The 23,959-nt window shown below is 57.6% G+C and carries 22 protein-coding genes and 1 pseudogene; 10 read left to right on the top strand and 13 right to left on the bottom strand.

The window, feature by feature from the left end:
* Positions 1-20: 20 nt before the first annotated feature.
* The 6 genes and pseudogenes from KGL31_07415 to KGL31_07390 form a co-directional block, all read right to left on the bottom strand.
* A complete protein-coding gene (locus KGL31_07415) occupies positions 21-554 on the bottom strand; it encodes a hypothetical protein (GenBank protein ID MDE2321730.1) in 534 nt (177 codons plus the stop codon).
* A gap of 97 nt (positions 555-651) precedes the next feature.
* Positions 652-1,395: a c-type cytochrome gene (locus KGL31_07410; GenBank protein ID MDE2321729.1), complete on the bottom strand. Its 744-nt coding sequence runs from the start codon at positions 1,393-1,395 to the stop codon at positions 652-654.
* A gap of 66 nt (positions 1,396-1,461) precedes the next feature.
* Complete coding sequence (locus KGL31_07405) at positions 1,462-2,982, bottom strand: hypothetical protein (protein ID MDE2321728.1); 1,521 nt, start codon at positions 2,980-2,982, stop codon at positions 1,462-1,464.
* A 517-nt stretch (positions 2,983-3,499) separates the two neighbouring features.
* Positions 3,500-5,086, bottom strand: coding sequence for a c-type cytochrome (locus tag KGL31_07400; protein MDE2321727.1), 1,587 nt, complete (start codon positions 5,084-5,086; stop codon positions 3,500-3,502).
* Between the two features lie 666 nt (positions 5,087-5,752).
* Positions 5,753-5,924 (bottom strand): annotated as a pseudogene (locus tag KGL31_07395) (transposase).
* A gap of 333 nt (positions 5,925-6,257) precedes the next feature.
* Positions 6,258-7,811: a hypothetical protein gene (locus tag KGL31_07390; GenBank protein ID MDE2321726.1), complete on the bottom strand. Its 1,554-nt coding sequence runs from the start codon at positions 7,809-7,811 to the stop codon at positions 6,258-6,260.
* A gap of 246 nt (positions 7,812-8,057) precedes the next feature.
* On the opposite strand from KGL31_07390, the gene KGL31_07385 reads away from it, so the two are divergent.
* Both KGL31_07385 and KGL31_07380 read left to right on the top strand, forming a co-directional pair.
* The gene (locus tag KGL31_07385; protein MDE2321725.1) at positions 8,058-8,240 is read left to right on the top strand and encodes a hypothetical protein; all 183 of its coding nucleotides are present in this window, start codon (positions 8,058-8,060) and stop codon (positions 8,238-8,240) included.
* The gene (locus KGL31_07380) at positions 8,234-8,416 is read left to right on the top strand and encodes a hypothetical protein (protein MDE2321724.1); all 183 of its coding nucleotides are present in this window, start codon (positions 8,234-8,236) and stop codon (positions 8,414-8,416) included. The genes KGL31_07385 and KGL31_07380 overlap by 7 nt, the downstream gene beginning before the upstream one ends.
* A 218-nt stretch (positions 8,417-8,634) precedes the next feature.
* On the opposite strand, the gene KGL31_07375 is transcribed toward KGL31_07380, so the two are convergent.
* The 5 genes from KGL31_07375 to KGL31_07355 form a co-directional block, all read right to left on the bottom strand.
* On the bottom strand, positions 8,635-10,188 hold the full coding sequence (locus KGL31_07375) for an efflux transporter outer membrane subunit (protein ID MDE2321723.1): 1,554 nt from the start codon (positions 10,186-10,188) through the stop codon (positions 8,635-8,637).
* Entirely contained in the window at positions 10,169-11,437 is a 1,269-nt protein-coding gene (locus KGL31_07370) for an efflux RND transporter periplasmic adaptor subunit (GenBank protein ID MDE2321722.1), read from the bottom strand. Before KGL31_07370 ends, KGL31_07375 begins: the two co-directional genes overlap by 20 nt.
* Positions 11,424-14,618 (bottom strand): efflux RND transporter permease subunit, encoded by a 3,195-nt coding sequence (locus KGL31_07365; protein ID MDE2321721.1) that lies wholly within the window; start codon positions 14,616-14,618, stop codon positions 11,424-11,426. The genes KGL31_07370 and KGL31_07365 overlap by 14 nt, the downstream gene beginning before the upstream one ends.
* Positions 14,619-14,820: 202 nt before the next feature.
* On the bottom strand, positions 14,821-16,272 hold the full coding sequence (locus KGL31_07360) for a HAMP domain-containing protein (GenBank protein ID MDE2321720.1): 1,452 nt from the start codon (positions 16,270-16,272) through the stop codon (positions 14,821-14,823).
* Positions 16,273-16,298: 26 nt separating this feature from the next.
* Entirely contained in the window at positions 16,299-16,982 is a 684-nt protein-coding gene (locus KGL31_07355; GenBank protein MDE2321719.1) for a response regulator transcription factor, read from the bottom strand.
* 191 nt (positions 16,983-17,173) lie between these two features.
* Between KGL31_07355 and KGL31_07350 the strand changes: the two genes are divergently transcribed.
* The 8 genes from KGL31_07350 (at position 17,174) to KGL31_07315 (ending at position 22,062) form a co-directional block, all read left to right on the top strand.
* The gene (locus KGL31_07350; GenBank protein MDE2321718.1) at positions 17,174-17,512 is read left to right on the top strand and encodes a LysR family transcriptional regulator; all 339 of its coding nucleotides are present in this window, start codon (positions 17,174-17,176) and stop codon (positions 17,510-17,512) included.
* Positions 17,513-17,576: 64 nt separating this feature from the next.
* Positions 17,577-17,783 (top strand): TOBE domain-containing protein, encoded by a 207-nt coding sequence (locus KGL31_07345; protein MDE2321717.1) that lies wholly within the window; start codon positions 17,577-17,579, stop codon positions 17,781-17,783.
* Between the two features lie 12 nt (positions 17,784-17,795).
* Positions 17,796-18,674 carry a substrate-binding domain-containing protein gene (locus tag KGL31_07340; GenBank protein ID MDE2321716.1) on the top strand — a complete coding sequence of 293 codons (879 nt, stop codon included), beginning with the start codon at positions 17,796-17,798 and terminating at the stop codon, positions 18,672-18,674.
* 47 nt (positions 18,675-18,721) lie between these two features.
* Positions 18,722-19,060 (top strand): formylmethanofuran dehydrogenase, encoded by a 339-nt coding sequence (locus tag KGL31_07335; GenBank protein ID MDE2321715.1) that lies wholly within the window; start codon positions 18,722-18,724, stop codon positions 19,058-19,060.
* Positions 19,053-19,427: a hypothetical protein gene (locus tag KGL31_07330; protein MDE2321714.1), complete on the top strand. Its 375-nt coding sequence runs from the start codon at positions 19,053-19,055 to the stop codon at positions 19,425-19,427. Before KGL31_07335 ends, KGL31_07330 begins: the two co-directional genes overlap by 8 nt.
* Before the next feature lie 21 nt (positions 19,428-19,448).
* The gene (locus KGL31_07325; protein ID MDE2321713.1) at positions 19,449-20,375 is read left to right on the top strand and encodes a formylmethanofuran dehydrogenase subunit B; all 927 of its coding nucleotides are present in this window, start codon (positions 19,449-19,451) and stop codon (positions 20,373-20,375) included.
* Between the two features lie 62 nt (positions 20,376-20,437).
* Entirely contained in the window at positions 20,438-21,514 is a 1,077-nt protein-coding gene (locus KGL31_07320) for a hypothetical protein (GenBank protein MDE2321712.1), read from the top strand.
* A gap of 113 nt (positions 21,515-21,627) precedes the next feature.
* On the top strand, positions 21,628-22,062 hold the full coding sequence (locus tag KGL31_07315) for an arsenate reductase ArsC (GenBank protein ID MDE2321711.1): 435 nt from the start codon (positions 21,628-21,630) through the stop codon (positions 22,060-22,062).
* A gap of 78 nt (positions 22,063-22,140) precedes the next feature.
* Here KGL31_07315 and KGL31_07310 read toward each other — a convergent pair whose 3' ends face one another.
* A complete protein-coding gene (locus tag KGL31_07310) occupies positions 22,141-23,244 on the bottom strand; it encodes a phosphotransferase (protein ID MDE2321710.1) in 1,104 nt (367 codons plus the stop codon).
* A 418-nt stretch (positions 23,245-23,662) separates the two neighbouring features.
* Positions 23,663-23,959 (bottom strand): hypothetical protein (locus KGL31_07305; GenBank protein MDE2321709.1); only part of this gene is annotated, 297 nt, incomplete at its 5' end.

Here is a 23,959-nt window from a genome sequence, read left to right as displayed (position 1 = left end):
CGTCTGGTTAGGGTGGTACCTTACTGCCGCCTCAACTCCAGCGACCCCCCCGTGATGGTCCCGACGCAGTCGCTGCCGGTGTACGCTCCACGGATCGCGTCCGGCAGATACTCACCGCGGCCGGCGAGGGCACCAGGACACTCATGGTTACTTCCCTGTAGCGTAAAAACGAAGGACCGGCCGCCCGGTTCAATGGTCCCGGCCATTGTGCCGGAGCCCCCGGTTCGCAGTCGCCATATGCCGGCAAGGGCGCTGCCATCGCGTGTGAGCGTGAAGGCGATCTCGCCCTGACCGCGGTTGTCGCCATACTGGCCGATCCACTGCGTGCTGGCCGGCGGCTCCCCACGCGGCTGGAACTGCCGGCTTAGCTCGGAAGGCACGCGCGTTGCGGTCCCTGCTGGCGCCCAAGGTTCGCCCCGTGGCTGAGCGACCGTCGCCTCCTCTTTCGAAGGCAGACCAAGGGCGGGGACCATGGGGTCGAGCGATCCCTCGGGCAGGGCGGTGCAACTCACCAGGCCCACAATGACAGCTCCCAAAAGCGCAGTGCGACGCACTCTCTCCCATAGGACTTTAGCAACGGTATTCCTGATCTCCATTCCGTTTTGGCTACTCCCTGAATGTTTGCTCTCCGTCAACACGCCCGTCCCAGCGCTATCTGGCAAGGGTCCAGACGTAAAAGGCTACCTCCCATATCTCCTCATCCGAGAGCGAGTCGGTAAAAGAGGGCATCGGCGTCCCGCCCATCCCATTGAACAGAATCTCATGGATATCCGCCACCGTGCTCCCCCGTTTCAAGCGCCCGATGCTGAACGGCCGGGGGGGAAAGGTCCGGTACCCCCAATCGTCCTTGAGGGTGTTCGCCTTCGGGCCATCGCCCTGGCCCGCCAACCCGTGGCACTTGACGCAGCCCGCGTCCTGGAACAGTTTCTTCCCGTCGGAGAAGAACTTCCCTAAGGAGCGGAGTTCCGGCATCTGGGGGGTCTCCGCAGAAACGCCGGCGGGGGCGGGCGCAGCCTCGTGAAATTCCGGAGATAGCGTCTTCACGAAGGCCACCAGATCCCGCCGTGTTGCCTCGCTCAGATTCGCCCAACTCGGCATTGCTGTGCCGGGAATGCCCCGGCTGATCGTCTGGAATAGATCCTGGTCTGTGGGAAGCGTCAGGGTCGATCGGATCTTGAACAAGCCGGTGGTCAGGTTGCGCGGCTTCGGAAACATGCCGAACGCAACCCGGCCATCGCCTTTTCCACTCATCCCGTGACACTCGACGCAGAGCTGGTGGTACGCTGCCTTGCCTGCATTCGGATCCCCTTCCTGGGCGCTGACACTACGCGAGCCTATCAGCATAAGCACGATAAGGCACACGGCTGCGACACGTACAACCCTTGGTGCATTCATCACTCCCTCCCGCGAAAAAAGCTCATGGCCACACCCTTGACCTCCTGTGCAGCCTACTCTTCAACCTCAGAACGCGACCTGGAATCCGGTCATCACCGCGTCCTCAACGGTCTTGGCGAGCTGATTGGCCGGCAGGACGTCCTCAGTACCGGTACTATTGCTACTGGTACCCGGCCTCAAGCGCTTTTCACCGTGGCGATACTCGGCGGTCACCTTAAGATTCTGGTAGACGTAATACTGCATCCCGACGACAGTATCCCAGAGCCTCGGGTGGACTGGCCCGACGATTCCAGTGGCTGTATTCCCGAAGCGGTCGGTGATCGTCACGCCGCTGTCGTTGTACCGATCGGCGTTGATCCAGTCGTAGCGGATGTAACCGATTATGGGCCATGCGCCATCACCGAGCGGCTTGGCCTCCGCCTGTACGAACCCTCCCCACCAGGTCGCCGCCTTCCCAAAGCCGGTGAGGTTGTTGTCCCGGCCGAAAAGGACCTGCGAGAACAGCTTGATATAGATCGGGTCACTCAGCGTCAGGCTGATGTCCGGCCCAACCCGCCACAGCCGATTTCCATAATGGACTCCATTAGCACCTGTTGTTGGGTCCCCAGTGCCTGGAATTGTGGTCCGACTATCCAAGGTATTGCCGCTGTAATAGCCGAAGCCTCCCAGCCTCAGACTGAGATGTTCCATCGGCGGGTAGGTGACTGCCAGGCGGACAAAAGTGTCCTTGGTCTTGTTGTTGTCGGGGTTGACATTGCTTCCGTTGACCAGCCCGACGTTGTAATCGACGTACAGACCGGCGATCTTATGGATCGCTGGGGTGACCCGCCCAAAGACTTGAAGGCCAATCTGAGAGTCGCCGAGGCCGAACTCTCTCTCTTCCAGCGCGCCCGGATCGACCGTCCCGACCTGGCGAAACTTCTCAAACGGTTGGGCGGTGAAGATGTCCAACGCGTGCGCCTCGTAGACCATGTAAGGAAAGAACGTAAGACGGTTAGAGTCTGGAGAAAAGGCCAACGGCAACGGATAGTTGCCGCCCTTCACATTCAGGAGGTCTTTGACAAAGATATCGAACACTCCAAGGTAGGCCAAGTCTGGGACAGCGGGTCCGCCCAAATCGGAATTGAGCCCCTTCGTTCTGATGTCGCTTTTGAAGAACTCGCGGCGATCCGTCCCCGCTATCGGAAAGGAGACGAAGGCCGACAGGTGGGGTCCCATCGGCGCGCCGATGTGAATATCCATTCCGTTCACATCGAAGCTGGTGTCATTCTTCCGGAACTCGGGGTCTGTGCTGGCATTCTTGCTCCCGTCCCCATGGTGGTTGGTGATCCCCCTATAGTTGTGCCCGAACGAGACGGAGACGGAGGCGGGGAACACCGGGGGCAGTTCCAGACGCTCTCCGATCTTCAACCCGGGAGTGATTGGAACGACCTCTCCCCTCGAAAATCGCCGGTAGCCCGACAGCCGGAACTCTTCCCCTTGGTCGTTCAGCGCCGGGTACGCGCTGTGACACGTACTGCACTGGAGGCCATACATCCGGGCAAACGCCGGGATGGCCCAGCTCTTGGTCGGAAAGATCAGCACCATACTGCTAACTATTAGCGCGAGGCCACAGGCCCATCCCCACGCCCTCCATCTCGAACAACGCGGTTTCACGCCTCTCCTCCTTGTCAGACGGTTCATACTTGCCGACACTCGGCTGTCACCGTTGTAGTTCCGGGCGATTCACGCGAGGAACCAGGAGGAGACCTGCCCCAACAACAGGTCCGCTTCGCCGGTCGACTGTACGCGCAACTCCCCTTCCTTTCCGGAAGGAGATCGACCGGACGACGCTGTCCCAATTTGAAGCGATTTACACTGGACTGTAGTGGTGGACGTGCTAAAATGCCCGCGAAACCACTAGCCGCGTAAGCGCTCAACATCTCCTCCTGCAGGGTGGGATGTGGTGGTTTCAAGGGCCGAAGCGGTGTCAGCCGCTTCGGCCCACTTTTTTCGTTACGCTTCTATTGACATCAGAGCCTCATCAATATCTTTAGCGAACCGAACCAACCTCGCTTTTTCCAATTCCTTACCTTTCAGGATATTACCGACCGGACGGTGAACATCAGCGCTTGGGGTCCAGGGTGAGCTGCTGCCAGACGGTGACCGCCTTCTGGCCGTTTCTGTCGCCCTGGCCGCCATCCCAGACGGCAAACGCGACCGGGATAGTGGCGCCGACCTTAAACTGGGTGTCCCGCTCGTTGTCGGTTCGGAGTGCCCGGACCATGACGACTCGCCACTTGCCATCGGCCCAGATACCGTGGCCCTTCACGGTCTGGTACTCGGAAGGCTGAGACGTCAGTGTACCGAGGCCCGTAGCATTCAGGTTCTCCACGGGCGTCAGACGCGATGGACGGGAGAACAGATTGCCGGCTCCCCATCCGGTCAGATAGGTGGGGTCGTGAGAGGCGGTCGCCACCCGCACCAGGGCTCCACCGGGCTGCGGGCTTTCCTTTAAGAATTGGTAGAGATCATAGGCCATGTTCGGGTAGGAATCCTGCATATCGCGGTAGCGGGCCAGGTCGGCCTCCCAATCGGCCTTCCAGTGCCAGGTGTTGACCGGACCATTGTGCTCCCCCATGGCGTAGTGCGGCTCGCCCGCCAGCATCGGAAACTGAACGGCTGCGGCATCGCGGAAATCTTGAGCACGAAGCATCTCGTGATTGCCGACCGGATCGTCCCATTCCAGCAAGATGCCGATCTCCTGCCCGTTATGGTATGACGCCACGCGGACCGGCCCGGCCTCGTTCGGTCGCAGCCAGAGCGTCCGCGTCCGGATTACGACCGGTTTCGCCTTCCGCCACAGGGCGGCCGAAGGGTCGGCCGGCACGCTGCCCGTTACCACGTGGGAGCGGATGGTCGTCACCTCTTGCGCGATAGGCGCGGGGGCCGATTTGCCCGCGAGCGACAGCGTGTAGTAGGCGAGACCCCACCGCTCCTCCTCGCTGAGCGACTCGGCGTACGAGGGCATCGGGGTCCCGCCGATTCCGGCGGTGAGCGTCATGTAGATGTCCCGGATCGTCGAACCGCGCTTCATCCGCCCAGCGATGGTGAAATCGTACGGAATGATGGGGTAGTCCCAGTCGTCCTTCAGCTTCTTGGCGGACGGGCCGTCGCCCTTGCCGCCCTTGCCGTGGCATTTGAAGCATCCCGCCTCTGTGTATTCGTGCTTCCCGAGGTCCAGAAGTTTTTGGCTTCGTGATGGCGGCGTTGGGACCACGATCGGCGGACCGGCCTGCTCTTCGGTGAACCGCGACGCAAAGCCCTTGATGAAGGCCACCACATCCCGCCGTTCGGCCTCGTTGAGGCTCGCCCACGAGGGCATGGCGGTTCCCGAGATGCCGTGCGTGATCGTTCCGAACAGGTCATCATCCGTAGGCAGCGTCGTCGTGGAGCGGATCTTGAACACCCCTGTAGTGAAGTTGCGTGGCTTGGGGAACAGGACGAACTCCGCCTCACCATCTCCCTTCCCTTCTGGGCCGTGACAGACGGCACATTTCTTCTCGTACAGCGCCTTGCCGTTGACAACGTCCCCCTTGACGGGCTGCTGCGCGGCGGCTGCCTCACGTGGAGTCAATCCGGGAGCGCCTACGCTGACCGCGAGGGCAACAACGGCTGCAACGACCATCCACCGTGCTGGTATTGGTTTCATCGCTCTCCTCCCTTCGTGCTTGCTGATCATATTGCCACCCCCTGCCGGTCCGGCCCGCAAGAAAAGTTGCATCCTTCCGGCAGCGACTCTATCGCCTGAAGCGTGACTGCTGCACGCCAACTGCAAGCTTTCTGAAAAACCGAGTGTGGCCAAGAACCGCGAGTGAAGCTTTTGGAGGGCAGCTTCGCGGGCATCGGGACGGCGATGGTAGAGGCAGTCCGCAACAGCACGGTACTGCCGGAAGGGGGGGTCGCCAATCTCTGCGCGGCGAGTAATCTCATCAAGAACCACCATCTCGGTCGGGAGCAAATCGTTGTAAATTTTCACTACTCACCCGGTCAGTGCGACTCAAGAGCTTCCAGAGCGTCGTCACCACGCAAGAAATGGGCGCGTGGATCAAATATCGTTTTGCAATTTACAATACAGTACTAAGTGTGTCAATGATCATGATGTTCTATCTTTATGATATATTGTGTCCATACTTTAATACCATATATAACGAATTGTACTCTATCCTCCACTAACGTTTAATAAGTATATTTATCTAAAGGCAATTCTATATGATTTTATATGACTCCAGTACCTACAACAGATTGCGGTCACGCATTCGCCTTTGCCCCCACCCGGAGTCGTGCGTGGCTGCACAAGGGATACGTACACGGCTTATTGCACAAGTCGGTAGACGCGTTTGCCCCGCGAGCGGGAGGCGCGCCGGTTGAAGCGAAATGTAAACTCATCCAGGTAGGCGTCCAGATGCTCTCGCGACACCGCGCCCTGGTGAATGCCCGGCAGCCACCGGTGTCAACAGGGCAGCCACTCGATGCACGCGGGGCAGCAGGCGGCGGTCTGCCCGCTGCCGCTCACGACGCGGGGGCGGTCCGTGGATTACCGATGGGAATCTGTTGGGCCTCTGGTTTGGTTGGATCTTTGAAGAAGGCGAGACCGAATCGAAGGGCAGAACGTACGATCAGGACCAGGAAGTTGGCGGCGAGAGTTCGCCGGGTTTCGTTAAGGAGAAGGTGCAATAGTCAACCCCAACTCCGTCGGATTATCTCTCGTTCACCATGGTGTATTCTGGTTCAATACAGGTCAATTACATCTATGAACGCACATCGTGACTAAGTCACCTCTAGCGTGGGCTAACCACATTCCAGCCTCCCCCATTTGTCTATTAGAACTGAATCTGTACCTCGGCAATCCCCTCGTGAACCAGCTCGCCGTGCGTACTATTGCTCACGCCGATAGTATTCCGGCCCGGCCGGACATCGGTGAGGAGGTAGTTAGCCCGCAGCCGGACGTTGGGATTAACATACCAGTTCAGGCCGAGAGTACCGGACCGCATCTCCATCGGCCGCTCCTTGGGGGCCGAGGCAGGCGCAGTAAACTCACCGCGGCGGTCATCGACCCGCAGCTGCTCGTAGCGGCCGATGGCCAGCAGGCCACTACGCTTAGTGCCGAAGATCCAGTAGCCGATCGACCCGTAGCCACCCTGCATGATGAGGTTATCGAGATTGGCACCGCCAACGCCCAATGCGTCACGCTCCTGGGAGGCGTAGGCATACTCGCCCTTGATGATAAACGGATAGAAGTCGAACACGAAGTCACCGCCGCCAGTGACGCGGTTACCATTGATCAGGAAGCCGTTCTGACTCGTGCCGAAGCCATCGCCGCCCAATCTCCAGTCGGTCGCCTGGAGCGGATTGAAGCGGTGAAACGACGTGCCAGCGACTGGGGCCGTCACACCGTTCACATCGGTTGCACCCTTCCCATTCACAATCCTGAAGACACGGTGATCGGCATTCAGACCGATGGTGAGATTCCCAAAGGGTATAGGAGGCGAAAAGGCAAACCGACCCGTGAACTCCTTGTCGCCATCATTATCGATGCCCCCAGGACACTGATCGACCCGGCCGCAGCCGTTAAAGATCCCTACCCCGTAGTAGACAGGCATGTTCATGATGGAGAGGTTGAGATTGCCCGAGACCATGGCGCCAAACTGCAGGTCCGGGGCCAGCGTTCTGGAGATGATCGCCCGCTCGGCGAAGTCCAAGTCCCGCGAGACGGTGAGCATCTCGATACTGAACATATCCCTGAACTGCCCCAACTTGACCTTGGCCCAACGGGCATACGTGTAGCCAACCCAGCCCGTTTCAAGTCGCGCGCCGCCTATCCTGCCGCCTGGAGGATCGGACATCCCACCGAAGGAGAGCTCCGGCTCGATGTGGAAGTTAAAGTTGTTGAAGAGTTGACCGCTCACGATGATCCTAGTGCGGCGCTCCTTGAAGGTGCTCGGTTGGTGCCGAGCCATCCCTGCTGCCGTGTCTGCAAGGGGGAACTTATCTTCCTTGCGCGACCCTTCAATGTGAACCCTGGTCTGGAGGTACCCGCCCAGGTTCAGTCGGAACTGGCCATCGGCTGATTTCAGGTAGAACCCTTGCCCGGGCTCATACCCCGTGAGCAGTGACGATGTCACAGCCTCGGCGACCTGCTTCTCTGCCTCCATCAGGTGCCTGTTCGTCTCCGCCTGTTGCGCCGACCGCGCCTGTCGCAGCCGTTGCATCTCCTGCTGCAACCGCTGGAGTGATTCCTGTTGCACTTCGAAGGCCTGCTCCAGATCTGTAAGCTTGTCGGCCCACGCCCCTACCGGGGCGAGCAGCAAGGCGCTGCCTAAGACGCACCACAAACCCACTACTCTCTTTGAACCACGATCCTCCTCTCTCTGCATCGTTAGGTTAACCACTGTTCTTCTTTGCTACAACCTTTGCGACGATCCTCTCCAAGATCGCCCATTCCGTAGGATTGGGCGAGCCGATCATCTGCTTCATGGTCAATTGGATATGATCCATCCTATACAACATGCCGCCGGCAGCAAGCCCGTCCCGCACCATCAAGGCGCGGACAGCGACCTGTGGTCTCGCGCGTTCCGGCCACGAGGCAGTGGCACACCTCGGGGAACGAGCAGGCTATCGCCATGCGGCATCGCTATCTTACGGTGATCGCGGATCTGGACCAGAGCCGGGTCCTCTATCTCGCAGAGGATCGGAAGCAGGAGAGCCTGGACGGATTCTGGGAAATGCCGGCGCCCGCCCAGTGGGAGGGACTACAAGCCATCGCCATATGGACACGTGGGGGTCGTCAATCTAATCAATGCTGACGCATCTGGACGACGTTCCCGCCAAGATCGTCTTCGACAAGTTGCATGTCGCCAAACACCTCCACGACGCGGTGTACTACGCGTGGAAAGCCGAACACCGGATCCTCAAGCAAGCTGACGACCATCGGCTCACCGGAACGAAATATCTCCGGATCATGCCGCCTCCCGGAACATGACCGACGCGCAATGGGCAACCGGTCGGCGCTCCAGCACCGCCTCGTTAATACTGGCCCGGAGGCTATCAACACCACTATCTAGAGGGTCAAGTTGTGGAGAACCGGATCTTTACCCACACTAAACCCAAAAAAGCCAATAAAATTCAGGGCCAATTTCGCCTGCTATTGGCCCTTTCTTTCGATAACAATGACATTGAGACCAACCAATTGATGTCGTGTTATTCCTTTTGCGGATCATTCGAACTGAGCAAACGCGTGAATGCCGCAATTACAGCCGGCTGGGGCTGATGGATAGGTGGAAAGGATTGATATTGTTCCCAGCCGCCGCCTAATGCCTTGTAAAGTCTAATAAATTCTTCAGCGACGTTCTGTTGCGCAGACACATACTGCGCTTCAAGCTCGTACTCCTGCCGCTCGGAGTCGACGACATTAAGGGCATCGGTTAGACCACGGTCGTAACGTTGCGTTGCAAGACTGACGGCTCGCTGGCTTGCCGCCAAGGCTTTTTCAAGGCTGGCAAGTCTCTTTATCTGTGCTTTGTAAGCAGCAATGGAGGTATCGACCTCGCGCACGGCATTAAGTAGTGTTCGTTTGTATTGAGCCAACTTTTCCTTTGTGCGGAGATCGGCCTTATCGACCAAAGCATCAAGCGTTCCAAAGTCCAGCAGCGACCAGCTTACCGAAGGGCCGACCGACCATATAAATCCTGCATCTAGATCCTTCCCAAGACCTTTGCCCTGAATGCCCACGCCGCCTAGTAGCGACACGTGGGGGAACAAATCCGCTTCCGCTTCGCCAATGCGGGCTGTCGCTGCCGCTACCTCGCGCTCGGCCTCCTGAATATCGGGGCGGCGGCGCAAAAGGGAGATCGGCAATCCGGTTTCAATTTTATCGGGCGAGAATGGAACCATACCCGGCTTTTCCAACTCGTTCGCCATATCTTCAGGAAACACTCCTAAAAGGACGGCGATCACATATTGTGCCGCGTGGATTTGTGCAACCAATGGGGCCTTTTCCGCTTCGAACGAGGCCAGTTGCCTTTCCGCCAACCTCGCATCAAGTTCGTTGGTAATGCCGTAGTTGTAACGTTCTTGCGTTAGCTTAGAATAAGCTTCGGCGCTCGTGATAATTTTCTGCACGACAGCAAGTCGCATTTGCCCAACACGCATGTCCGTATAGGCACGGGCAACATCAGCAATCACCGAGATCAGCACGTTATTACGGGCGGCGATCGCAGCCTGTGTATCATATTCTGCCGCCTCTATTGCGCGCCGGTATTTGCCGAACAAATCAAGCTCCCATATGGAATCGAAGCCTGCGATATGCGTGACATGATTTAAATGCCCCGTATTTTCGGCGGCAACCAATGGGCCGGACACGCGGCCACGCGCTAGATTGCTGCCGGTACCGGCCGCACCGCCAAGGCTGGCTCCGATTTCCGGCAACGCGCCACCCAAAACCACAACTTCCTGTGTTCGTGCTTCCTGCACCCGATCAAGCGCAATTTCAAGATCGAGGTTACTTGCGATGGCCCGATCGATCAGCGAGTCGAGTTCGGGGTCGTTAAGCGACTTCCACCAAATGGTAGTATCGATGACTGGCTGTTCGGTCTTGGCTTCTTTTGCGTTCAGGCTGTCTGACGATGCCCCAATAAAGGTATCCGGCATCCTTGTGTCAATGGGGTGATAGTCAGGGCCAACGGCGCAGCCGGCAAGCCAGCAGCAAAAAACCGCCCCGGATAAACGGAATATATTACGTTTGTTTTTGTACATGGGCACTGTCGCTGGAAGCATCCTGCGCATTGACCGTTTCGCCTTGTGTGATCTGATTGCTAATATTGAGGCCAACCCTGTCTCCAATCGCGATGCCGGAGCTGATCTCGACCATGCTGCCGCTATCACGGGCAATAGTTACTTTACGGAAATCCACCTTGCCGTCCTTGCCAATGACCACGATCTGCGGCCCATCGGAATGGAATACCAAAGCTGCCGCTGGAACCTGAAGCAGACCTTCGCTCGGCACCTCGAACGCCACATTGACATACATTCCCGATACCAGCGCGTGATCGGGATTGGGAATATCCACCTCTACTCGCAAGGTGCGGGTTTGTTCGTTGATCGCTTCCGCCGTCCGAGCCACTTTACCTTTAAATGTGCGATCCCGAATATTGCTGGCCGTTATGCGCACAGAAAGACCGACCTTAATGCCCGGAGCTGCGCTTTGCGGTACATCGACAAAAACCCGCGTCGGATTATCTTGCACGATGCGGTAAAGCAGCGTCGTACTGGCTGTACTGCCGGCAGTGACCAAATTGCCGATATCGATACGGCGCTCGGTTATCGTGCCATCATAAGGAGCCGTAACATGCTTAAACTGGGTCAGTGCCGTATAGCGCTCAACATCAGCCTGATCGAGGCTTACTTGCGCTTGCGCTTCGTTCAATTGACCGATGGCGCTTTCATAACCAGCTTTCTTGGCGTCGCGTTCCTGCTCCGATACAACGCCCTGTGGCGAATTCTTCCACCGTTCGTATGTTGTCTTGGCGAAATCAGCGTCGGCTTGCCGAGCCACAACTAAAGCCTGCGCCGCCTTAAGCTTGGCCCGTGATGCCGCAAGCTGAGCGTCAAGGTCGGGCGTGTCGATAGTCGCCAGCACTTGGCCTTTCCGCACATGGTCGCCGATGTTAGCGCTCCAGCTGCCGACATAACCATTGACGCGAGCATAGATGACGCTTTCGTACCATGCCGCAGTTTCACCCGGTAGCGTTAAGGGATCGGAGGATAGGTCGTTCCGCACTGTGATGACATCGACCACCGGCAGAGCTGAGGCAGAGGTCTTTGTCGCTTCGGCTATATCAGCTTCACGACCAGATTTAATGTGATGCGCGACCAGGAAACCAAGAACGAGAATAAGGGCCGCAGATGCGGCGCCAACTTTCAACTTACGGCCTATCGCAGACAAGGCTTTCGTTCTGGCTTGGTGATGCTCCGGCACCGGCGAGGTAGTTCTAGGTAGCTGCATGAGGATTACTCCTTAGACCATGGACCCGAGTGCGACCAAGCAGCCGGTACATGGTGGGAACGAAAACAAGAGTGGCGAACGTTGCGAACAACAGGCCGCCGATTACGGCGCGGGCCAAGGGCGCGTTCTGCTCACCCCCTTCGCCAATGCCAAATGCCATCGGAATCATGCCCAAAATCATCGCGCCTGCCGTCATCAACACGGGGCGCAAGCGAGTAAACCCAGCTATTTCAGCAGCAACCCACGCGCTATCTCCAGCCCTCATCCGCTGATTGGCAAAAGTCACAACGAGAATGCTGTTAGCTGTTGTCAAACCAATGCACATCAGTGTACCCATCAGCGCCGGAACGCTGAGGGGGGTTTGTGTCAGGTAAAGCATCCACATTACACCGCCAAGTGCGAATGGCACTGCTGCCAGCACGATCAACGGGTCGATCCAGCTCTGAAAATTGATAACGAGGAACAGGTAAACCAGCACAACGGCCATTGCTATGCCCTCAAATAAACCCGAATAGCTTTCGCGCATGGTTTCAACCTGGCCGCTTAATGTAAGGGTGAGCGCCTTGGATGCATCCGGTTGGTTGGCGGCAATGACCTTGTCTATATCTTGAGCAACGGAATTGAGATCGCGCCCCTGTACATCGGCATGAACATCAAACACTGGGCGGATATTATATTGTGACATCACCATAGGCACAGTAGCACGCTCGAATTTGGCGACATTCATGAGAAGCTGGCTTCGTTGTCCGTTGCCGGATACAGCGACGGGCATGGTCCCTATATCCTGCGTCGAATTGATGCGATAGGTCGGCATCTGCACTACCAGCGGATAACTGACGCTGTTTCGAGGGTTGATCCAGAAATTAGGCATTGTCTGGGCGCTGGAATTAGTCGTTACCAGAACATTGCTGGCGGTATGTTGCTGATCGAGGCCGAACTCGGTCGCCAACGTGCGGTCAATATTGATACCTAGCGCGGGCGCATACGGCACCTGATAAACATGAGAATCCACAACTCCCGGAATTGCTTGAAGGTCGTGAACAAGTTTAGTTGCAAGTTCATAAGCTTCGGAGCTACGTGGGCCGGATATGCGAATGTCAATGGGAGCAGGCTGCCCGAAATTAAGTACTTGATCAACAATGTCGGCCGGCTGAAAGAAGAATTGCATACCGGCAAACCGCTTCGGCAACTCGCGGCGCAATGTAGCCATAAGGTCTGCGGTCGGCGTATGATCTTTGGCCAAGGATATGAGAATTTCACCATCCATCGGCCCGACTGTCGCGGAATCGCTGAGCGCGATATTAATGCCACTGTAAGGCAGCCCAATGTTGTCGAGCATGGTATCTATCTGTTGCGGCCCTACAAGCTGGCGAACAGCGGTTTCGACTTCCGCAAAATCTTTCTGCGTTTCTTCCATCCGCGGTCCCGGAGGTGCGCGAACGTGAAGCCGCATTTGACCCGCATCAACTTGCGGGAAAAAGTCACGCCCCAATTGCGGAAACAGCAGAAGCGAAACTGCCATAAGGACGATGAAAAACAGGACGGTGATTTTCGGCTCTAACAATACCCACAACAAGGAGTGCCGGTATATTTTTCGAAAAGATTCAAACCCATGCTCGAATGTTCTATGAAGGACACTGAAAGGATTGCGCTTCGCGCTCGGTGGAGTCGAAAGCCAGTCCGATTTATTGTGTACGTCGACCGCCGAGCGCATGAGATATTTAAATAATACCGGCACTAACGTAAAAGAAAGCGCAAGGCTGGCGATTAATGACACGCATACGGAAAGAGACAGCGGCGAGAACAAATATTTGGCGGTGCCTTGCAGCAGAAAAATCGGCACAAACACGATACAGATACAAACAGTTGACAGTAGTGTCGGGACGCCAACCTCGCCAGCGCCGTTAATGATCGCCCATTCCAAAGGCTCCTGGGCGCGGAGATGACGCTCGATATTTTCAATAACGACCGTGCCATTATCAACTAAAATACCGACCGCAAGTGCAAAGCCGCCCAATGTCATCGTGTTCAGGGTTTGCCCATCGACATACATGAAGAGCACGGCGGCGACGATAGAAAGCGGGATGGACGCCAGAATGATAAGCGTCAACCGCCAGTTACCAAGAAACAACAAAATCATCAATGCGGTCAGGCCTGCCGCCATTGCGCCGCCCATGAGGACACTGTTGAGAGCGGCCTTGACGAACAAGGACTGGTCAAAAATTGCCTTAATGGAAACGCCAGCCGGCAACATTTTTTTAATATCCGGCAGTGCCTCGCGTACCCCGTCGATAACGGCTAAGGTTGAAACGCCGCCTGTTTTACGAATGGTCATCAGCGTACCCGGCATTCCGTTTACCGATACCGAATTCGTTTGCACCTGAAAGCCGTCATGCACATGCGCGACATCGCGCATGAATACTGTCTTGCCGTTAATTTCCGTGATGGGGAAAGCATTAATCGCCTCGATCACATCGGGGCTGTTGTTCATGGCAAGAGTGTAGTCCTTGGTCCCAATCTTCACATCACCCGCTGGAAAAATGACGTTCTGATGCTGTAAAGCCTGACCAATGTCTGACGGGCTTAGCCCGCGCGCTTCCAGTGCTTGCTGATCGATATCGGCCATAATGACGCGAGGCTTGCCGCCATAGGGGTAAGGAACCTCCGCGCCATGCACCACCGCAAGGTCAGGCCTGATGATGTTCTGGCCCAAATCGTTCAATTTAGTATCGGGCAGTGAATGGCTCGACAGGCTCAACTGAATAATCGGCACGTCGGTCGCGCCGTAACGAATGACCAAAGGAGGGGTAATGTTGGGCGGCATATATTTGAGAACAACCAATGCACTGCTTGCCAGTTGCGAGACAGCACGGGTTACATCGGCCCCTTCATGTAGATAGACCTTTTCGACGCCAACACCGTTATAGCTGGTGGCTTCGATATGCGAAATATCATCGACCAGCGACGCCATCTGCCGCTCGTGAATAGTGAGAATACGATTCTGAATGTCCCTAGCATTCATACCGTTATAGGTCCAGACCACACTGACGACCGGGATATCGATTTCAGGGAAGATATCAATGGGCATGCGCAAACCAGCCCCGACACCTAAAAGGCATATGAGGATAAGCGTGGCAATAACCGTGTAAGGCCGCTTCAAAACATAGCTGACTACTGCCATGTAATCTCCTATTTAAGATATTCTTTGGCTATGCCACGACATGGGGCTTTTCATGATGGAGTACAACTAATGTAATTATCTGCAAATAGGGAGACTGAGTCAATCTCAAAATTATTCATTGAGCTTCGCGAGTCCCTCCGCCATCCGGCTCCGCGCCGAGTTGTGAGTGCAGATGAACCGGACTTGAACCGGCTGAGCCATCTTATGTGAACTCCTGATCAGGTCGGGCGACCGGGAGTGTAAAGCGGACGGTGGTCCCCTTATTCAGTTCGCTTTCAATGGTCAGCTCACCACCATGCGCCTTGACCAGGTGCTTCACGATGGCCAGTCCGAGTCCGGTCCCGCCCAGCTCCCTGGAGCGCGCCCTGTCTACTCGATAAAATCGTTCGGTGATCCGTGGCAAGTCCTGTGACGGTATTCCGACGCCGGTATCTTGCACTGCAACCTCCACGCAATCGGTGTGTGAGACGATCTCAGATCCGCTCTGTACCTCGCAGCACTCCGAACCTCGTAGTTCTCGGGCGGTGACTGTTACTCGCCCGCCCTTTGGTGTGAACTTGAGGCCGTTGTCCAGGAGGTTGATCAGGATCTGCATCAGACGATCGCGGTCGGCCAGCACAAACGGCAGGTTGTTTGGTAAAACCACCCGCATGTCGATTCCCTGCTTGGTTGCCCGTGGTCCGTAGATGGCCATACCATTCTCGACCACCTCCGCGAGGCTCGTCGGGCGCCGGTGGAGCGTGGCCTTTTCTAACTCCAGGTTAGAGAGGTCCAGCAGATCGTCCAGAAGCCGACCCAAACGCTCGGTGTGCTTATGGATCACCTCGAGGAACGGACGGGCATGTTTCTGATCCTCAAAACCCCCTTCCAGAAGGGTCTCCAGATACCCTCTAATCGAGGTCAGGGGAGTCCTCAACTCATGGGAGACATTGGACACGAACTCGGTGCGCACCATCTCCAGGCGCCGCAGTTCAGTCACATCATGCAGTACCAGCATAGCGCCTGCTGTCTGCGCCCGGCTCTTCAGGGGGGAGGCATGTACTTGAAGAACGCGCTGCACCGGGGTAAAGATCCGAAGCTCCTGCCGGGCAAATGTCCCCTCTTTAAGCGTTTGATCCAGGAGATCGAGCATCTCCTTGTTGCGGATCACTTCAAGAAACGGCTTACCGACGCCCGCGTGTGACGAAGCGTTGAGGAGTCGGCAAGCGCTGGCGTTGATGAGCAGGATCCGATTTGCTCCATCAACCGCCAGCACGCCTTCCACCATGCTTTCCAGGATAGCCGCCCCCTTGGCACGTTCTCCTTCCAGTTCGGCCAGCCGATCCTCCAGCCGTTGGGCCATCAGATTCAGCGTAGACCCTAACTGGCCGATTTCGTCGGTCGAAGCCGTAGAGATCCTCCGGGAGAAGTCGCCTTCAGCCATGCGGCGGGCCACGGCCGTCATCTCTACAATAGGCCGTGTCACCTGACGGGCGATAACGAAGCCCAAGACCACTGCTGCCGTCAGGGTAATCAGACCCCCAGTGAGAAGATTCAGCCAACTCACCTTCGGTTGATCAATCGAGACGAGGAGATTCATCCCGACCATGAAAACGATGACCAGCACCAAGAGGAGATACGTGGCGATCAGCCTGCGCTCGAATCTACCTGTCATGAAGGCCGTCCTCTTCGACACAGGTATTATGACTGTTGGTCGAACCGATACCCGACGCTTTTGACGGTGATGATCCGCTTGGCCTCCGGTCCCAACTTCTCCCGGAGGCGCCGGACGTGGACATCGACGGTGCGGGATTCGATCTCGGAGGCTCGCTCGTACCCCCACACTCGATCCAGAAGGTAGTCGCGGGTCAGTGCCCGGCCCTTAGCCAAAACAAGGGCTTTCAGAAGGTCGAACTCCTTTGGCGTCAGCTCGACGACCTGCTTACGGATAGCGACGGTATACCGGCCGAGATCGATTTCCATGCTGCCGGCCTTCACAACCTCTTCCCGCTGAAGCTCCTCACTCCTGCGAATCAGGGCCTTGACCCTCGCCACCAGCTCCCGCGGTCCAAACGGCTTGGTGAGATAGTCGTCGCCGCCCAGTTCAAGACCTAGAACCTTGTCGGTCTCCTCCGCTTTGGCGGTCAGCATCAGGATCGGGAGCCGGGCCGTGTCGGGTTCTTTGCGGAGCCGTCGACAGAGATCCAATCCGCTCAGGTGTGGCAACATCAGATCCAGAACCAGTAGGCTCGGTCGCTCACGCTTGACCAGCTCCAAGGCCTGGAGGCCGTCATGCGCCTGGAGGACATGGAATCCCTCTCTCTCCAGGTGATACGCAACCAGAGCGGTGATGTCTTGCTCATCGTCCACGACGAGGATCTTCATGATTGCGTCTCCTGCTGATCAGGCCAGGTTACTCTGCTGACTTCCCGGTCTCCGCCAAGATGATAGCCTCGTTTACGGGAAGGCTGCAAGCGCTTTTCCTCGGCGGAACGGCTCGCTGATTGCGCTTGACCCGATGGGTGAACCGTGGTAAAAACGCCGCTATGTTTGAACGTGCATATCGAGGCTGATCGATGCAGCTCGAGGTAAAGTCAAAGACTTGGCTGGAGTCGGGTGGCAAGTTCATCATGGGGGAGCACGGCATCGCGCTCCTCGACGCGATCGACGAGCTAGGGTCGATCCAGCGGGCGGCGAGACAGCTCGGGTGGTCCTATCGGCACGCCTGGGGATATCTGAAGAATATGGAACGGAACGCCGGAGTGCCTATCTTGCGCGCCAGTCATGGAGGGACGTCTGGCGGGGGGACGCGGCTTACGCCGCAGGGACGCAAGCTCTTGCGGGACTACAAGCGATTGCAGAAGACGTTGCGGACAACCATACAGCGGAAATCGCGGTTGCTGTTCTCGTACTAAGCCGCAGGCGCAAAAGTGGCAGATATCACTAGGGTGATGTTCAGGGAGAGAGGAGGTGGGGGGAATGGAGATGAGCGCACGGAATCAGTTGGTCGGGGTCATTAAGAAGGTCAAAGTCGGAGCCGTGATCACTGAGGTGGTCATGAAGGTGGGGGATCAGGAACTGGTCGCCGCTATCACGACCGGATCGGCCAAGCGGATGAAACTGAAGGTCGGAGACCAAGTCTTTGCCGTCATCAAAGCCACCGAAGTCATGATCGCCAAGGAGTAGTTGGAGCGTGGAATGCGCTTGCGGGGTGCGACCTGGCGAAAAGCCGTTCTGAGGCACTGTGGTGTTGGGCTGGCCGCGATGGCCTTTCTGCAGGCCAGCCCGGTCGGCACTATCGGGGCCGCAGGCCAGCATGTCATCCTGGCCACTACGACCAGCACGCAGGATTCAGGCCTGCTCGACGTGTTGGTGCCGCTGTTTGAAAAGCGCACCGGCTACGTAGTGAAAACGATTTCTATCGGAACCGGTCAGGCGCTTGCTCTGGGCGGTCGCGGTGAGGCGGACGTCGTCCTGGTTCATGCGCCTGAGACTGAGAAGAAGTATGTCGCTGAGGGGACGCTCATCAACCGTCGGCTGGTGATGCACAACGATTTTGTCGTGATCGGTCCGACCACAGATCCGGCTCAGATCCGCAGCTTGAAGACGGCGAGTGATGCGCTTCGCAGAATAGCCGAGAGAAAGGCGACGTTCGTCTCGCGCGGCGATAATTCCGGGACACATCAGCTTGAGCAACGCCTTTGGCAAGAGGCGGGGCGAGACGCGAACGGCGACTGGTATCTGGAATCAGGTCAGGGGATGGGCCAGACCCTTGCCATCGCGTCGGAGAAGCAGGCCTATACGCTCACCGACCGCGGCACCTATCTGGCCCTAAAAAAACGCCTCGCCCTGGACATCATGGTCGAGCGTGACCCATTGCTCCTGAATATCTACTCGGTTATGGAAGTCAATCCAGCCAAGTTCCCAAAGGTCAATGCCGCGGGCGGCATGGCGTTCGCCGACTTCATGGTCTCGGCCGAGACCCAGGCTGTTATCAAGACGTTTGGTATTGAGAAGTTTGGCCAGCCGTTGTTCTTCCCGGACGCGGGCAAACATGAGAAGGAGATTGGACGTTGATGACCGGTGTCCCCGTACAGAGGACTCCAAGAGGGGGTGCGCTTCAGATGGTGAAGAAACGGTTTACGATAATCACATTGCGAACGCTGACGCAAGGCCAGGCGATGCACGTCGGAAAGGAGTCGAAGGAGTATGTGGAAGAGATCTCAACTGTACGAATGAATCTCAAGGATATCGAAGAGCTGGCGCTGCAGGACGGCGATCGGATTCGATTATCGACGCCGCACGGCTCGACGGTCCTCAAATTTGCGAAGGGCGATGTTCCCCAAGGGATGGTGTTGATTGCGTATGGGCGACTGATCAATCCGATTATCGGTACGGATACTCAAGCGACCGGGATGCCGGACTATAAGGGCATCGAAGTGGAGGTGGAGCGCTATGTCTGAACGTGTGGCGGTACTAGACGCAAAACAGCTAAAAATCTTTACCGACGTTGTCTGCCCCTTTTGCGGGACCGCGTGCGACGACCTGGAAATTCATGTCGAAGAAGGCGGGCGGATCAAGACGGTCAAGAATGCCTGTGCCTTGGGAAAGGCCACCTATATGCACTATCACGAGGACCTGGCGACACCGAGGATTCACGGACAACCCGCGACCCTCGAACAGTGCATTGACGCAGCGGCAGAGATCCTCGCCGCGGCTAAGTATCCCCTGATCTACGGCCTGGACTCGACGGAACTGAGCGCCCAGCGGAAGGCGATCGAACTGGCCGAGTTGATCGGCGCCAATATTGACCATACGTCATCCGTCTGACACGGACCAGGTCTTCAGGGTCTGCAGACAATTGGGCTTCCGACGTGCACAGTAGGAGAGATCAAGAACCGGGCCGACCTTGTCGTGTACTGGGGATCGAATCCGGCCGAGGCGCATCCCCGGCACCCCAGCCGCTATGCCGTAACGGCCAAGGGACTCTTCACCCCAACGGGGAAGAAAGGGCGAACGATCGTGACGATTGATGTGAGGCCGACTGCCTCTTCTCGGATGGCCGATATCGCCTTCCAGATCAGGCCGAACACGGACTACGAGGTCGCGACGTCGCTCACGGCTCTTGTGAACGGTTACGAGTTAAATCGAACCGAAGTGGGCGGCGTACCGGTTGCCGAATGGAAAGTGCTGGCGGATAAACTGAAGAGTTGCAAATTTGGGATTATCTGTTGGGGAATGGGCATTACGATGAGTCGCGGCAAGACGATGAATGCCATCGCCCTCCTGAAGCTAGCCCAGGCGCTGAATCGATTCACCAAGTTTTCCGGTATGCCGATGCGGGGTCATGGCAACGTGGTCGGTATTGCGCAGGTGATGACCTGGCAAACCGGCTACCCCTTTTCCGTCAATTTCAGCCGGGGCTATCCTCGATACAACCCCGGGGAGTTCTCCGTTGCCGACCTAGTAGCCCGGAAAGAGATCGATGCCGCCATGATTATGGCGGCAGATGCGGTCGGCCATCTTCCCGGCAAGACCTCGGAGCATCTTCGGTCGATCCCGCTCATCGCGATTGACCCCAAAGAGAGCGACACGACCAAGGTAGCGACGGTGGTCATCCCGGTGGCGCAGGCCGCGGTGGCGGCCGGCGGTATGTCATATCGGATGGATCATATCCCGCTCAAGATGAAGAAGGTGGTCGACTCGCCCTGGCCGACGGATCGGGAGATCTTGGAGCGGATCATCGCAAAGGTTGTAGCAAAGAAGGACTGTGGTTAACCCAACGACGCAGAGAGGGGAGAATCATGGGGCAAAGAGGATGGTGGATTTGTGGTGTTGTGATGGGTAGCGTCTTGCTGCTCGCCCCGGTTGGGGCGTGGGCCGATAAGCTTACAGATCTCGATGAGCGATATCAGGCTCTCACGCTGCAATATCAGGCGCTCCAGCAACGCTATGAGGCGCTCGAACAGCGATATCAGGAGCGACAGCAATCGCCCCAGTCGCCCGCAGGAAGCTTCAGTCTGGCGCCGGTCGAGGTGGCGACTCCGCCCACCACGGCGGCGGCAGCGACCGAGGCGAGCGCCGGAACGGAGAGAGATAAGGACGGTCATGAGGCTGCGCTCTCGGATTTGACTCTGTTCGATCTGTTCTCGGAGGGTTGGAACCAGGCGTGGGCCCATCGCGAACGGCGTACGCCGGATATGGCCCTACTGCGAGTCACGACGAACTTTCTGGAGCGCGAGTTTCGGGCGGATTACGCGTATACGGACCTGCCGCATAGTCCCAAGATGCGTAATACCCAATCGCTGCGGGGCCTCATCGCTTATGGGCTCAACCGGCGACTGATGATTGAAGCGCTCACCACCTACCAGTGGAACGACATCCGGAATGGCCCGGATCAAAACGGCGGCACCGGGGGCGGGCTGGTTCGGCTCCAACTCGTGGATACCCCCGATAAGTCCTACGCCGCCCAGGTGATCCTGACCGCGCCCAATAAAGGGATCGGCCAGACACAGACGTCCGCCGCGTATACACTGACGGGCTGGCAGGACCTGCAGGCGCTGTTCCCTCTTCTCAACCGGGTCGGCCTTTACTATTCCTTTACGTATGAAAACCTCCAGGGACCGCGTCCGAAGGCGGGGGCGGCGCAGAACAATATCAGCTATGACCTCTCGATCGCCAAGACGTGGACCGAGCGGTCGACGTCGATTGTGGGGAATCTGACCACGTTTCTCGAGGCGTTCACGACCATGCCGCTGGACGGCGCCAGCCGCGGGAAGAGCACGGCGAGCCTGACGCCGGGCATCCGGTTCTGGTTCCTCCCGAAGAACTCGCTCATGCTCGGCGCCGATTTCCCCGTGAGTCACCCCGACCCATTTCGTGAGGTCTATCGGTTCACGTATATTCTCAATTTCTAGCCACCTTCCACAACTCAGCATTCATCAGTGATGAGTTTCGACTTCACTAAACCAAGGAACCACCGTCCGCTTCACGCTCCAGACCGCACCGCTTGATCAGGAACTTGGATAGTATGGATCAACCGATTCGGGTCCTTTTCGTCTGTACGCACAACTCGGCCCGAAGCCAGATGGCCGAAGGACTCCTTCGCGCGCTCGCAGGAGATCGTTTCGACGTAGCCAGCGCCGGGACTGAGGCCACGCGCGTCCACCCTCTTGCGATCCGGGTGATGGACGAGGTCGGGATCGATCTGAGAGGACACACCTCGAAAACTATCGACGCATTCCTTGGTGAGCGATGGGACTATGTGATCACAGTCTGCGACAGCGCCAACGAGCGATGCCCGATGTTCCCAGGAAGAACAACTCGCATCCACTGGAGCTTCGACGATCCCTCTCAGGCCACCGGCACAGATGAAGATCGCCTGAAGTCGTTCCGCCGGGTTCGCGATGCAATCCTCACACGACTCCGCCAATGGCTCACTGATCTACAGACATCCGCCTCGTAACCTGTAGTTCGGCGTGGGGAGTGAGAGCCGCCCGACCATGAGATGGGCTGTGCTACGAGATGGTCTGTTCTTGCGCAGTCAGGCTGAGGAGCTGGATCTCTGATAGGCGCTCCTCGCCGGTCTGATCGTAAAGGCATCGTGATCCTCAACCGCCCCGGCCGCTCGGCGGATGAGTTCGAGATTGCTCTCCAGGGGCATCATGTCACCGACCGCAAGCGTCACCACCATGGCCTCGAAGGCATAGATGAGATGAGCGCGATATCTTTGCCGGAGCGTTGTGGAATCGAGATCCGCGATCTGATGGTCCTCAAGAACCTGTTGATACCGTACGAGCAGGCGCGCTTCGCACGTCCGCCGAATTTCAGGTGTGAGCGCGGTGGCCAAGAAGTACGCGACATCGCCAATCCCCTCACCAATGCGGACGAGTTGCCAGTCGAGGAATCCTGGTTGGGATTGCTGCCAGAAGAGATTGCCGGGATGTACATCGTGATGGACGAGGGTGCGTGGGCCGTCTGCAAGCAAGCGCATCACGTGGCGACGCCGGCGTGCATAGTGCACAGCAGGGCCGTGGAGCGCTATAGGAACGGCGCTTCCAGCGCGCCGTAACCCCCGTTGCATCAACGGCACTGCCAGAGCTGATCCCAACCGATCTTCCCAACGTCGGACAGGACCAGCCAGCCAGCAATACTCGTGATCGAGATTTGCTGTATTCCAAAACTGCGCGTGAAGTCGGGCCAGTTGCTCGACCACCAGGGCCGCTTGGGCGGCCGTCAAAGCATCCCCGGGTTCGCCGGGAACAGCGCCATGTTCTGTCACATCAGCAAGGACCAGCGTCGTGCCCCGTCCGCGCCGGCTCTGCGCCGCTAAAATGGTGGGCTGAAGTACGGGAACAGCCTGCGTCACTTCCTGATAGAAACGCACTTCCGTCTGGAGGAGGCGGGGTAACGCCGTAATGCACCGGGCTCGCCAAGACCGCGACGGCAGTTTCACGAACCAACGACGGGGCAACGTCTCCGGCCCGTTGTGTTCAACCGCGACGCGTACCCGCGTTGTCGTCCCGATATCAGCGGACAGCACATTGACCTCCGATACCGTGGTGTCTGCAGCATGTTGCGCAACGATGCGTTGCGCCCAGGCGACCGTCAGGTCACTCGGTCGGCGAACGAGAATAGCCTGCGTCACGGGCATCGCGGTGCCTCACGTTTCCTACGTATTATGACGGGAGGTAGCGGGAGTTTGCCTCTTCAATGTGAAATGGTGCTGTCAATCCTTGCTGTGACTTCGTCCGACAGGCGCATGGTCAGGGCAATGCGCTTGCGTGCGATATCGACCTCCAACACTTTCGCCGACCAGAGCACTGAATCGGTGGATCTCTGTCCGCAAAGCTACCGTCGTCCCGGACTCGCTCCGTGGCGAGGCTGCGGTGAGTTAGCCCGGAGACAAGGGCTCAACCAGGCCCAACTGTTTGCCCGGCGGGATGGCTTCCTGACCGGGCCAAGTGGCGCTCAGAACTCGCTGGGTCCGGATCAGATCCTCCACCAAATCGCTACAGGCTACTCTGGCAACCCAGGATTGATCTCAAAGACTTCAGGGACGATCCCTACCTACTCGCCGCGCCTATCTGAGGCGCGCGGACTAGCACGTCGTATCGTGGATAGTTCTCGTCTTTTTGCGCCCCAGCGGTTAAGCCGGCCGTCTCCTTGACGGTTGCTGTGACGGACCGCGGCGGTTGGGCGGAGACAAGGCCAATGAAGTAGGTGCTATCGCCTGGATGATTGGCCCCCCCAACGCAGATAGGGGAGTCGAAGTTCAATATGGTCCTGTTACCCCACCCGTGTGAGTGTTCGAGACCTATCCTTCCCGGACCGCCGCTCGTGACGACATAAATCAGATCTCC

Source organism: Candidatus Methylomirabilota bacterium (assembly GCA_028870115.1).
Lineage (GTDB): Bacteria > Methylomirabilota > Methylomirabilia > Methylomirabilales > Methylomirabilaceae > Methylomirabilis.
This window is presented reverse-complemented; position numbering and strand designations above follow the sequence as displayed.

Coding starts and splice junctions, on each gene's coding strand:
- KGL31_07410 (MDE2321729.1), bottom strand. CDS start 1,395: ATGAATGCACCAAGGGTTGTACGTGTCGCAGCCGTGTGCCTTATCGTG.
- KGL31_07405 (MDE2321728.1), bottom strand. CDS start 2,982: ATGGTGCTGATCTTTCCGACCAAGAGCTGGGCCATCCCGGCGTTTGCC.
- KGL31_07400 (MDE2321727.1), bottom strand. CDS start 5,086: ATGAAACCAATACCAGCACGGTGGATGGTCGTTGCAGCCGTTGTTGCC.
- KGL31_07390 (MDE2321726.1), bottom strand. CDS start 7,811: ATGCAGAGAGAGGAGGATCGTGGTTCAAAGAGAGTAGTGGGTTTGTGG.
- KGL31_07385 (MDE2321725.1), top strand. CDS start 8,058: ATGCGGCATCGCTATCTTACGGTGATCGCGGATCTGGACCAGAGCCGG.
- KGL31_07380 (MDE2321724.1), top strand. CDS start 8,234: ATGCTGACGCATCTGGACGACGTTCCCGCCAAGATCGTCTTCGACAAG.
- KGL31_07375 (MDE2321723.1), bottom strand. CDS start 10,188: ATGTACAAAAACAAACGTAATATATTCCGTTTATCCGGGGCGGTTTTT.
- KGL31_07370 (MDE2321722.1), bottom strand. CDS start 11,437: ATGCAGCTACCTAGAACTACCTCGCCGGTGCCGGAGCATCACCAAGCC.
- KGL31_07365 (MDE2321721.1), bottom strand. CDS start 14,618: ATGGCAGTAGTCAGCTATGTTTTGAAGCGGCCTTACACGGTTATTGCC.
- KGL31_07360 (MDE2321720.1), bottom strand. CDS start 16,272: ATGACAGGTAGATTCGAGCGCAGGCTGATCGCCACGTATCTCCTCTTG.
- KGL31_07355 (MDE2321719.1), bottom strand. CDS start 16,982: ATGAAGATCCTCGTCGTGGACGATGAGCAAGACATCACCGCTCTGGTT.
- KGL31_07350 (MDE2321718.1), top strand. CDS start 17,174: ATGCAGCTCGAGGTAAAGTCAAAGACTTGGCTGGAGTCGGGTGGCAAG.
- KGL31_07345 (MDE2321717.1), top strand. CDS start 17,577: ATGGAGATGAGCGCACGGAATCAGTTGGTCGGGGTCATTAAGAAGGTC.
- KGL31_07340 (MDE2321716.1), top strand. CDS start 17,796: ATGCGCTTGCGGGGTGCGACCTGGCGAAAAGCCGTTCTGAGGCACTGT.
- KGL31_07335 (MDE2321715.1), top strand. CDS start 18,722: ATGGTGAAGAAACGGTTTACGATAATCACATTGCGAACGCTGACGCAA.
- KGL31_07330 (MDE2321714.1), top strand. CDS start 19,053: ATGTCTGAACGTGTGGCGGTACTAGACGCAAAACAGCTAAAAATCTTT.
- KGL31_07320 (MDE2321712.1), top strand. CDS start 20,438: ATGGGTAGCGTCTTGCTGCTCGCCCCGGTTGGGGCGTGGGCCGATAAG.
- KGL31_07315 (MDE2321711.1), top strand. CDS start 21,628: ATGGATCAACCGATTCGGGTCCTTTTCGTCTGTACGCACAACTCGGCC.